Genomic DNA, 11,642 nt, shown 5'->3' with positions numbered 1-11,642 from the left:
CAAACTGCGCACCCAAGCGCCATCCGGCACATCCAGCATCACTGTGCCACCAACACTTATCGACCGGACCAGCTTCGACTTTAGCAAATTTGGAACAATTTGCCAAAATTGGCAATATCGAGAACTTGTTTGACATTACCACGAACACCCGTCAACACAACCTCCTTGTTCGCCCCCCCCATCTTGTCGCGCAGCATCAGCAACATGCCAAGTGCCGAACTATCAAGATAGTCAACACTGGAAAAATCAACTGTTACAGCTTTTACAACAGCATCGGCAATCAGCGGTTCATAGGCGCTGCGGAAATCGCGATGCGTGTTGAAGTCGAAACGGCCATTCAGTTTGATGGTGGCTTTGCCAGCTTCTTTGATAACGTTTGCTTGCATTTTCTTTCCTGGAAATCGGAGGAGTCGGAACTAGTTTAATACTTTAGACCGGGGCGGCAAGCCTGTCATTGACGATTCATCGACCAACCGCCTGCAATGCACGCCGTGCAATATCATCAAGGGGACTTTGCTCTTCGACGGCACCGACCAGGAATGCCTCGCGCGGCATGCCGTACACGACACAACTGGCCTCATCCTGACCTATCGTACGCGCACCACTTTGACGCATGCGCAAAAGCCCCTGGGCGCCATCCTTGCCCATTCCGGTGAGAATGACACCCACGGCCTGTCGCCCGACCACCGTTGCTGCAGAATCAAAAAGCACATCCACTGCCGGGCGATGCCGGTTAACCGGCGGCGTCGAGAGCAACTCGGTCATCAATCCGGAAGCGGTCCGTTTAACCTGGAGGTGAGAGTGACCGGGAGCGATATAAACCGTACCGGACTCCAGCTTTTCATTTCCCTGCGACTCGATTACCCGAGGCGCGCACAGACTATCAAGGCGGCGAGCAAATGAAGCCGTAAAAGACTCAGGCATGTGCTGCACGATCATGATTGGCGGACAGTCTGCCGGGATACGCAGCAAAAATTCCTTGATAGCTTCAGTCCCACCGGTCGACGCGCCAACAAAGATGATTTTGCCACTCGCGGCCGACCGAATAACCGATGTTGAAACAACAGGCGCCTGCGGCAACGAAGAGGCTGCCGCGCTCATCGGCCTGATGCGCAAACGCGCCCCTTTGGCCGCCCGGATTTTTTCCACCAGTTCTTCCGCATAACTTTCCATTACTTTCGGATTATCGGCGCGGGGCTTGCCAATAAAGTCGATTGCCCCAAGCTCCAGTGCCTTCAGAGTCGTCTCGGAACCTGCCTGGGTGGATGATGAAACCATGACCACAGGCATTGGCCGCAGGCGCATCAGACGTTCAAGAAACTCCAGCCCGTCCATTTTTGGCATGTGAACGTCCAGAGTCAGGACGTCCGGATTTAGCACCTTGATCATTTCCCGAGCCGTCGGCGCATCCGGAGCCACCCCCACCACCGTCATATCCGGGGCAGAATTAATCATTTCCGTCAGCAAGCCGCGCATTAGGGCAGAATCATCAACGATCAAAACTCGAATTTTCATCAGTGCAGTTCCAGCATCAGCCTGTCCTCCAACCGGGATGACTTACGCTCAAATAAACAGTTCGACATCGCCCTCAACCTTGCCACCAGCCAGACGGCCCTTGTAGTCGCGTTCGCGATCAAATAGTGTTTCGTTATGGACCCGATGCAGTTTCTTGACCAGAACACGCCCCGTTGCCGAAAAATAGTAGACCTTCCGGGGATATGAATCGAGCAGATCCTTGGCGACGATCGGGATGTTTTCCATTTTCAGGTAATCGAGGACAAATTCGGCATTTCTGGCGCCGACATTGCTGCTCGACAAACTCGCCATCACGGCTCCCCCCCCAAATACTTTGGCTTCGAGGCGGTTACGCCGGGCCCCCAGCTTCAGCAGATGATTGATCAGCACTTCCATGGCATAAGTGCCATAACGAGCCGAAGTACTCATCACATCACGACCGCCATCGTCTGGCAGCATGAAATGGTTCATGCCACCGATACCGGAATCAACGTCGCGGATGCACGCAGCGACACAAGACCCAAGAACAGTGACCAGCAGCATCCCCTGATTCGAGACGAAATACTCCCCCGGCAATATCTTCGCTGCATCCGACTGAAAGTTTCGATCGTAGTAGCGATTGGCGGCGAGATTTTCATCATAGGCGTGCTGCACACAAGCTCCCGAACAATCGACTAGCGGCTCTTGACCGGGGCGTACACCGTTTTGCCCAAGGACTTGAAGAGGTCTGCCGCATGCAGGAAACTTTCCGAATGACCGGCAAACATGAGACCGCCGGCCTGCATCAACGGCGCGAAACGGGAAAGGATCTTGTACTGGGTCGGCTTGTCGAAGTAAATCATGACGTTGCGGCAGAAAATGATGTCCAGCGGCTCCTTGACCGGCCAGTTTGCCTCCAGCAGGTTGATACGGCGAAACTCAATCAATTGCTTGAGCTCCGGACGAACGGCAACGAACCCGTCCTGAACGCCTGTGCCACGCAGAAAGAACTTGCGCAACCGATCGGGCGACATTTTTTCAACCCGATCCAGTGCATAGACACCTTTTTGTGCGGTAGCCAGGACATTGGTGTCCAGATCGGAAGCCAGAATCGAGACGTGCGACATATTGCTGCCGAAGGTTTCGGCAACGGTCATTGCGATCGAATAGGGTTCTTCACCGGTAGAAGCGGCCGAGCACCAGATACGGATCGGGCGCTGCGTTCCCAGCTTCTGCAACTGCTCGGCGAGAATCGGGAAGTGGTGCGGCTCGCGGAAAAACGAGGTCAGGTTTGTGGTCAGGGAATTGACGAACTTTTCCCACTCCGTCCCGCCATTTTTTTCCAGGGCATCAAGATATTCGGCAAAACTCTGCTTGCCGGTGGCACGCAGACGCCTGGCCAGCCGCGAGTACACCATGTCCTGCTTGACTGGCGAAAGGGAAATGCCGGCGTGCTGATAAATCAGTTTTCTGACCCGTTCAAAATCAGCCGCTGAGAAGCTGAACTCCCGAATACCCTGTTCACGGGGAGCCAAAGGCTGCACTCCGACCGGCGCTGATGTACTGCCGGGTATGCCCGGCCTGCGAAATTCGACCATGGTCAGAACTCTTCCCATTCATCATCAATACTTGCCGGCATTGCCAGCGGCTTTTTGCTGCCCGAGCGGTTGGCCCGATTCTGCGCATCTTCATTCCGCCCCTGCGGCGCCGCCAGGCGAGGTGCCTGCCCGCCCGCCTCAACCCGGAATACTGCCACCGAACGGGCAAGACTGTTTGCCTGATCCTCAAGGCTTTCAGCAGCCGCAGCGGCCTCTTCGACCAACGCGGCATTCTGTTGCGTGACCTCGTCCATCTGGCTGACGGCCAGTCCAACCTGTTCAATACCGGCACTTTGCTCGCGGCTGGCATCGGAAATATCCGACATGATCTTGGCCACGCGCTTGATACTGACCACCACTTCTTCCATGGTGCGCCCGGCCTGGTCGACTTGTCGACTCCCCACGGCAACCCGATCCACCGAATCGGAGATCAGATTCTTGATTTCCTTGGCTGCGGCTGCGCTGCGTTGCGCCAGATTACGCACCTCCGTGGCAACCACGGCAAAACCACGCCCCTGCTCCCCGGCGCGTGCAGCCTCAACGGCCGCGTTGAGGGCAAGGATATTGGTCTGAAAAGCAATCCCGTCGATCACACCGATGATGTCAGCAATCCGGCTGCTCGCCTGATGAATCGAGCCCATGGTTTCGACCACCTGCCCCACCACCACCCCCCCCTTTTCAGCAATGCCCTGCGCCGTACTGGCGAGCGTATTGGCCTGACGGGCATTTTCGGCATTCTGGCGTACGGTCGCGGTCAGTTGCTCCATGCTCGACGCGGTTTCCTCCAGGCTGCTTGCCTGCTCTTCCGTTCGGCTCGACAAATCCTGATTGCCCGAAGCAATTTCCTTGGCTGCCGTATTGATCGTTTCTGCCGAAAACTGGATATCCCTGACCAATTCACGCAAGCGCGCGACCGTATCGTTGGCATCGTCACGCAATTTGGCAAAGCTGCCCTGATAATCGGTGGTAATGGTGCGGGTCAGATCGCCGACCGCCATCTGCTCGAGAAGTGTTGCTATTTCGCCAATCACGCCACCACTGGTCTCAAGCAAGCTGTTGATACCAACACCCAACTGCTTGTAGAAACCCTCCATGCTGCCGGTATCAAGGCGCGCCTCGAGATCACCCGCTGCCGCCTTGCTGATCAGCTCAGCCACGGAATGCTGGGCATGCAGTTCAGCCGTGCGGTCCACCCACTCGCCAACCGTTCCCAGACGCTGGCCGCGATCATTTACGATCGGGTTGGTCAGCACCTTGTATATACGCCCGCCAATTTCCATTTCGCGCGAACTGGTTTGCTTCAACTCGCGCAGAGCCTGTACCGCGGCAGACGGATTTTCGTAAAAATTGCCGATATTGCTGCCAACGAAGCGGTCGACCGAGAAACCAGGGGTCTTTTCCCGCAAGGCTTGTTCAATCGCCCGCAAGGTATTGAGCAAGCCGCGGTTGGCGTAGATCACCCGGCCATCGTCATCAGCAATCCGCAGATTGGCCGACACACAATCGAGGGCTATGCGGATACGCAAATTGTCGTTGGCCAGCCTGACGCTCTCCGCGACATTGAATCCTTGCTGGATTTGCATGGACTGCAGGCCCTGCAGAATCTTGCCCATCTCATCATTGCGCGATGCATCGACGTTCCGGGTAAAGTCGCCATTGGCCAAAGCCTGGAAGGTCTCGATAACGGTCGCAATCGGCCGCGTTACCGAACGGGTGATCAACAGCGCAATGACAATGCCGGCAAGCAAAGCCAAGGCCACCAGCAGGACAATCCAGCCCCGCATGCGACTGAAGTTCTCTGCACTCGCAGCCATCTGTGACTGGCCATGCTCGACTTGCTGCCGGAACAATTCATTCCCCTTGGCGGCAGCCTGCGTGTACAAGGGATTGATCTTGCTCAACAGGATCTGGTTCGCCTCATCGAAACGGCCGGCTGACAAGGCAGCACTAGCCGGCTGCAGCCCCTCGGCCAGATAGCGCTGCCAGGCCTGCTGGAAATCACCCAGCAGAGCCTGCTCCTCGGGGGCGCTAACGCTCTGGCGATACGAGTCCCACTGGCGTCCGACCTCCGCACTGTTCTTGGCGATGGTATCAAGGTGCATGCTCAATTCGTGATCATGCAATTTGGCATAAGCGCCAGCAGGATCATGCTGCAAGGACAGCAGAACCTGCGACCGATTGTCCGCCATCAACTTGCCAACGACGGCCAGTGCCTGAACCGGTGCCAGACGCTCACGATAAAGTGCCTCGACCGCATCATCCGTACGCGCCATGCCGAACAAGCCCATGCCGGCGACCAGCATGAGCGCCAACAGGATTGCAGCGAAACCGGAGACAAGACGGGCTTTCAGCGAAAGATTCGCAAACAATCCACTGCCACCATTAACCACCTGGCCATGACGAATCTGCAACCCGCCCGCCCGCTTCTCGCGGAACAAGCGATAAGCACCTTCGGCTGCCGACACCTGCTCGCGCGTCGGCTTGCGGCGTACCGAAAGGAAGCCCACCATCTCGCCGTTTTCACGAATCGGCGTTGCCGTTGCCAGCACCCAGTAATAATCGCCATTCTTGCAGCGATTTTTGACGATGCCGGTCCACGGACGCCCATCATTCAGATCGCGCCAGAAATCGGCGAAGGCCTCTACCGGCATATCCGGATGACGCACCAGATTATGTGGCTGACCAATCAGTTCCTCCGCGGTAAAACCGCTGACCTCGATGAAGTCCTGATTGATGTAAGTAATCTTTCCCTTGAGGTCAGTCTTCGAAACAATAATTGCCTGCTCGCCAAGAACAACCTCGACATCGCTTACCGGTAGATTTGTACGCACGTTAGACCCGCTACTCTGTTGGTTTATCTGTTATTAGAACTCGGCCCACTCGTCATCACCCTGCACGTGTAAATTTGCCGCCCACGGCTTGTCGACCGCCGGGGTGCCGAGCCGGACCGGTTCCTTGTGTGCCAAGGCAGCACGCGCCTTTGACATTGCCGGTTGCGAGCGGGCCTCTGGCGTCACCGAACGCTGATTGTCGGAAGCCAGCGCGAATACTGCAACCGTACGCGCCAGGCTATTTGCCTGCTCCTCAAGACTCTCTGCCGCAGCCGCAGCCTCTTCGACCAGGGCAGCATTCTGTTGCGTCACTTCATCCATCTGGGTCACCGCCAGACCAACCTGTTCGATCCCCGCACTCTGCTCACGGCTGGCCGACGAAATATCGGACATGATCTGGGCGACCCGCCGGATGCTCGTCACGACCTCTTCCATCGTCCGCCCGGCCTGATCAACCAGACGATTCCCCACCGATACCTTTTCGACCGAGTCCGAGATCAGCCCCTTGATTTCCTTGGCTGCAGCAGCACTGCGTTGCGCCAGATTGCGCACCTCGGTGGCGACCACGGCAAAGCCGCGGCCCTGCTCGCCGGCACGCGCCGCCTCGACCGCCGCATTAAGCGCCAGGATATTGGTCTGGAAAGCGATCCCGTCGATCACGCCGATAATGTCGGCAATCTTGCTGCTCGACTGATGAATGGCACTCATCGTCTGCACGACCTGAGCGACCACTTCCCCGCCCTTGACGGCCACCTGCTGGGCATTGCCGGCCAGTTCACTGGCCTGCCGGGAACTGTCGGCATTCTGCTTCACCGTGCTGGTCAACTGCTCCATGCTGGAAGCGGTCTCTTCCAGACTGCTCGCCTGTTGCTCAGTCCGGCTCGACAGATCCTGGTTACCGGAAGCGATTTCCTTGGCCGCCGTATTGATCGAGCCAGTTGCATCCTTGATCGACAAAATGATGTCCTGCAGGTTGTCGACCGTTGTATTGGCATCATCCTTGAGCTTGCCCAGCATGCCCTGATAATCGGTCTCGATTTTCGTCGTCAGATCGCCCTTCGACATGCGTGCGAGCATGGCGCCCACATCGCCCAACGCCCGCGAATTGGCTTCGAGCAAGGCATTGATACCATCCGATATCTGCTTGAAAAAGCCATTCATCCGGCTGCTGTCCAGACGCTTGCTGAAGTCTCCGGACACCGCTGCGCCGATAATGCCAGCCACGTCACTTTCGATGGCCACCTCATCGGTTCGGTCCAGCCATTCAATAACCGTTCCGAGGCGCTCGCCACGGGCATTGATGATCGGGTTGGCCACCAGATTGAAAGAGCGGCCACCAACACGGATCGAGTTGCGATATGTCCCCTTCAAGCCAGCCAGCAGATTTCGCTGGTGACTCGGCTGCTTGTGATAAATATCGAAGTTGGCGCCAACAATCTCTGCCGCCCGGAAATTCGGCAGCTCCTTGCGCAGATCATTTTCGGCATGCCGCATCATCGCCAGCACCGATTCGTTGCAGTAAATGATTTTGCCTTCCGGATCGGCCACCATCACATTGTTCGAGGCAACATCAAGCGCCACCTTGATGCGCAGGGTTTCGTCCGCAGCCTTGCGATCAGCCTGATTACGCAGTTTCAGATCAGCCTGCATCTTGTCGAGCGCTTTCAGCAAATGCGCCGGCTCATCGTCACCGACCGGGTTGACGGTGTGATCAAAATTCCCGGCAGCAACAGATTCGGCCAATTCAACAGCCTCGTTAAGGGGGCGCGTAATTTGTCGTGTCACCCAGATTCCGGATGGAATCATGACAACCACCGCAAACACCATCAAAAACAGCATCGTCGTCTGGACATTGGATTTGATGACATTGATCTCGGCCACATCCCGATCCGTGTTGTCATGTTGCAACTGGACGTATTCGCCCACTGCATCAAACCAGGCTTGCATCTTGGGGCGGAAGTCTTCAAGAAACTGTTTTTCGATTTCCGGGCGGTTACCCGCCTTGATCAGGACAAACAACTGGTTGGTCGAGGCCTCGGCAAGGCGACGACTGGCCTGAATATGTTCGACGATATCCTTGCCTTTAGCCGACACCGTCAGTTCGCTGATCCTGGCCTCGGCTTGAAGATACTTGGCCAGATCATCGTCCACCTTCTTCTTTTCGCCCATCTGCTTTTCCGACTCTTCAAGAATCAGGGCAGTACGGACGTGACGGCCGATCAGCAGGTTGCGCATGCGCATATCGCCCGCCAAATCGGTTTTTTTGACGTTGTTATTGATGATGTGATCAACCTGCGCACCTATCGTGTTCAGGCTAAACAGGGCAATGCCAACAAAAGCCAGCATCAGGCATAGAGCCCCGATCGTCGTCACGATGAGCCGGGTACCAATGTTGTAGTTGCGAAGATTAAACATTTCCGTATTCCCTTTTGCCGCGCAATGGGTCACTCAACAGCTGAATCGATCAGTTCCATGTCGGCACTGCTCATCAGGCGCTCGATATCGGTCACGATCATCATGCGGGCATCCATCGATGCCAATCCAAGAATGTATTTGGTGTCGAAAGACCCCGAGAAATCGGGGGCCGGCCGGATCTGGGAGGCATTCAGAGAAATGACATCGGAAACACTGTCAACCACTACGCCTATTACCCGACCGACAATATTCAGGATAACGACTACGGTAAACGGGGTGTACTCGATTTTGCCGAGCTTGAACTTGATGCGTAAATCAACGATCGGGACGATGATGCCGCGCAGATTGATCACCCCCTTGATGAAATCAGGCGCATTGGCAATCAGCGTTGGTTGCTCGTAACCACGAATCTCCTGCACCTTGAGGATGTCGATGGCGTACTCCTCACTTCCCAGCGTGAAGGTCAGATACTCGCTGGCGACCAGATCCTCATCGCTCACTACCGCCCCTGCATGCGTCATCGGTTCCATTTGTTTACTCCAGATTGCAGCCGTCAGCCGGCTTTCTGCACATTCGATTTGGCCATGCCGGCAATTGCCGAAACATCAAGGATCAGGGCGACATGTCCATCCCCCATGATGGTCGCACCCGAGACACCGGTCACCCGCCGATAATTGGCTTCCAGACTCTTGATGACCACCTGGTGCTGCCCGAGCAGACCGTCAACAAACAATGCGGCCTTGGCTCCGTCGGCATCCAGCACAACCATGATGCCTTGCGTGAAATCAGTCCAGTTCGACTTCAGGTTGAATACTTCATGCAGCACCACTACCGGCAAATACTCGCCGCGCACCTGCATCACCCGCGCCTGGTTGGACAAGGTCTTGATATCGCCCGGCTGCGGCTGCAATGACTCAACCACATACGACAAGGGCAGGATGTAGGTCTGGTTGCCTACCGCAACCGACATGCCATCGAGAATCGCCAGGGTCAGCGGCAGGCGCACGGTCATCCGGGTGCCAACACCATAAATCGACTCTATCTCGACCCGACCACCCATTGCCTGGATGTTGCGACGGACCACGTCCATCCCGACACCTCGACCGGAAACGTCGGTCACCTGATCCGCCGTCGAAAAACCCGCCTCGAAAATCAGGTTGAACACTTCGCCGTCGGTCATCTGATCGGACACCGGCAGGCCGCGCTCCCTGGCCTTGGCGAGAATTTTCTGGCGCGGCAAGCCGGCACCATCATCACCCACCTCGATGACTATATTTCCACCCTGGTGATATGCCTTGAGCGTAATGGTACCCACCGGGCTCTTGCCTGCCGCGACACGTTTCTCCGGCGACTCGATGCCGTGATCAAGACTGTTCCGGATCAGATGGGTCAGCGGATCTGCAATGCGCTCGATCAAGCCCTTGTCAAGTTCGGTGCTTTCACCCGAGGTCTTCAGCTCCACCTGCTTGCCCAATTTGCCGGACAGGTCGCGCACCACCCGAGGAAAGCGCGAGAAAACCGCCGAAATCGGCATCATCCGGATCGACATCACGGACTCCTGCAGATCACGCGTATTCCGCTCGAGCAGCCCCAGACCACTGACCAGTCTTTCCGGCGCACTCTCCTGCATTTGCGTCACGGTTTGCAACAGCATGGCCTGCGTGATGACCAGTTCGCCAACCAGATTGATCAGCTGATCAACCTTTTCGACACTGACCCGAATGGAGGAGTCTGTTGCCGCAGTTGAATTCTTGGCCGGCCGCGCCGGGCGAACAGCGCTTTCCTTCTCAGCAGGAACCGGCTGGGCAGGCACAACAACCTCTGTAACGGGCTCTACCGCAGGCAAGGGAGCAAAGAAGCCGTAGCCCTCGCCATCCTCGACGACCGGCGCTGGCACGGCCGGCAAAGGAGCGAAGAAGCCATAGCCTTCGCCGTCCTCGGAACCACTCTCGGCCGAAACAGGCGCCTCGGCCAATGGCTCAAAAAAGCCATAGCTGTCGTCGGCAGACTCAACCCTGGCCACAATCTCTTTCAGCGGATGCTCGGCAACCGGCTCAAAAAAACCGTAGCCACGTTCATCATCAGGAAGGCCAGGGGAATCACTGAAGAGGCCAAAAGCAGTTTCCGGATTGGCTGCCGTCAGGTCCTCCGTAATCCGCCAGGCACCGTTGTCAGCAATGAAATCAATGCGATCGGAGAAATCGCTCTCAAGACTGTTCGTGCTCAGTCGCAATTGCCAGAAACCCACATCGTGCAACTCGGCATCCGGCTGACTGATCACCTCCAGCGTACCGAAAGTCCGCAGGTCCTCAAGCAGGTTGGCAACTGCATCACCTTTCGCCGCCAGCTCGGTTGGTACAAACTGAATGTCAAAAACCCGCCGGACCGAGGGAATTTTAGGCTCTACGGGGACGTCGACCGGTAGCTCGACAGGAGATAACGACGCAACAGGAGCGGCCTCGTCAGAGGAAAGTTGACGCAACCGGGCCATCACGGACGCAACCGCCTGCGAATCTACCTCGCCTCGCCCCTGATGCGCCTCAAGCATGGCGCGCAGCAGGTCACCCGACTCCAGGAACGCATCAACCATATCGGCACGCAGCACAAGTTCCTGCTTGCGAATACGATCAAGCAGGTTCTCAAGAATGTGTGTTGCGTCAGCCAGATCGGTAAAACCGAAGGTGCCTGCGCTGCCCTTGATCGAGTGTGCCGCCCGAAAAATGGCATTGAGCTGCTCCATATCCGGATTTTCAAGATCCAGATCGAGCAGCAGCGCCTCCATTGCCGCCAGATGCTCCTCGGACTCCTCGAAGAACACCTGATAGAACTGACTCATATCGATAGCCATGCCACCCCCTAACCACGGCTGCCTTCAGGGCGACAGCCGGAAATCGAATGCTGCGAACAGCGTAGACGCTGGTTCGCCGCCCTCGGCGCTAGCCGATGACCTTGCGTACGACTTCGATAAGTTTTTGGGGATCAAACGGCTTGACCAGCCAACCGGTAGCACCTGCCGCACGCCCCTGCATTTTCATTGCATCGGAAGACTCCGTCGTCAGCATGAGAATGGGAGTCGACGCATATTGCGGCGTACTGCGCAGACTCTTGATCAAGGTCAGTCCATCCATGCGCGGCATGTTCTGATCAGTCAAGACCAAATTCACACTCTTTGCTTTTGCCTTTTCCAGGCCATCCATCCCGTCCACCGCTTCGATCACATCGTATCCGGCGCTCTTCAGCGTAAAGGACACCATTTGACGAATGGACGCGGAGTCATCAACTGCGAGAATGGTCTTAGCCATGT

General features: G+C 56.5%; 9 protein-coding genes. All 9 read right to left on the bottom strand.

The annotated features are described in order from the left end of the window. Positions 1-80: 80 nt before the first annotated feature. The 9 genes from KI612_RS04330 to KI612_RS04280 all read right to left on the bottom strand — a co-directional run bounded on the left by KI612_RS04330 (position 81) and on the right by KI612_RS04280 (position 11,640). The gene (locus tag KI612_RS04330; RefSeq protein ID WP_226442602.1) at positions 81-386 is read right to left on the bottom strand and encodes an STAS domain-containing protein; all 306 of its coding nucleotides are present in this window, start codon (positions 384-386) and stop codon (positions 81-83) included. A 76-nt stretch (positions 387-462) separates the two neighbouring features. Continuing rightward, positions 463-1,515 (bottom strand): protein-glutamate methylesterase/protein-glutamine glutaminase, encoded by a 1,053-nt coding sequence (locus KI612_RS04325; RefSeq protein WP_226442601.1) that lies wholly within the window; start codon positions 1,513-1,515, stop codon positions 463-465. 48 nt (positions 1,516-1,563) lie between these two features. Then, positions 1,564-2,169: a chemoreceptor glutamine deamidase CheD gene (cheD, locus tag KI612_RS04320; protein WP_226442600.1), complete on the bottom strand. Its 606-nt coding sequence runs from the start codon at positions 2,167-2,169 to the stop codon at positions 1,564-1,566. A 20-nt stretch (positions 2,170-2,189) separates the two neighbouring features. Continuing rightward, positions 2,190-3,029, bottom strand: coding sequence for a CheR family methyltransferase (locus KI612_RS04315; protein WP_226442599.1), 840 nt, complete (start codon positions 3,027-3,029; stop codon positions 2,190-2,192). Positions 3,030-3,094: 65 nt separating this feature from the next. Next, on the bottom strand, positions 3,095-5,923 hold the full coding sequence (locus KI612_RS19880) for a methyl-accepting chemotaxis protein (protein ID WP_319002988.1): 2,829 nt from the start codon (positions 5,921-5,923) through the stop codon (positions 3,095-3,097). A gap of 33 nt (positions 5,924-5,956) precedes the next feature. Next, positions 5,957-8,338 carry a methyl-accepting chemotaxis protein gene (locus KI612_RS19875; RefSeq protein WP_319002987.1) on the bottom strand — a complete coding sequence of 794 codons (2,382 nt, stop codon included), beginning with the start codon at positions 8,336-8,338 and terminating at the stop codon, positions 5,957-5,959. 29 nt (positions 8,339-8,367) lie between these two features. Continuing rightward, positions 8,368-8,868: a chemotaxis protein CheW gene (locus KI612_RS04290; RefSeq protein ID WP_226442598.1), complete on the bottom strand. Its 501-nt coding sequence runs from the start codon at positions 8,866-8,868 to the stop codon at positions 8,368-8,370. Positions 8,869-8,891: 23 nt separating this feature from the next. Then, a complete protein-coding gene (locus KI612_RS04285) occupies positions 8,892-11,186 on the bottom strand; it encodes a chemotaxis protein CheW (protein ID WP_226442597.1) in 2,295 nt (764 codons plus the stop codon). Between the two features lie 88 nt (positions 11,187-11,274). Further along, a complete protein-coding gene (locus KI612_RS04280) occupies positions 11,275-11,640 on the bottom strand; it encodes a response regulator (RefSeq protein ID WP_226442596.1) in 366 nt (121 codons plus the stop codon). Positions 11,641-11,642 lie beyond the last annotated feature (2 nt).

Origin of the sequence: Quatrionicoccus australiensis, assembly GCF_020510525.1 — a bacterium.
Classification (GTDB): Bacteria; Pseudomonadota; Gammaproteobacteria; order Burkholderiales; family Rhodocyclaceae; genus Azonexus; species Azonexus australiensis_B.
Note: the sequence above shows the minus strand (reverse complement) of the source record. Positions and strands in the feature narration are given on the sequence as shown.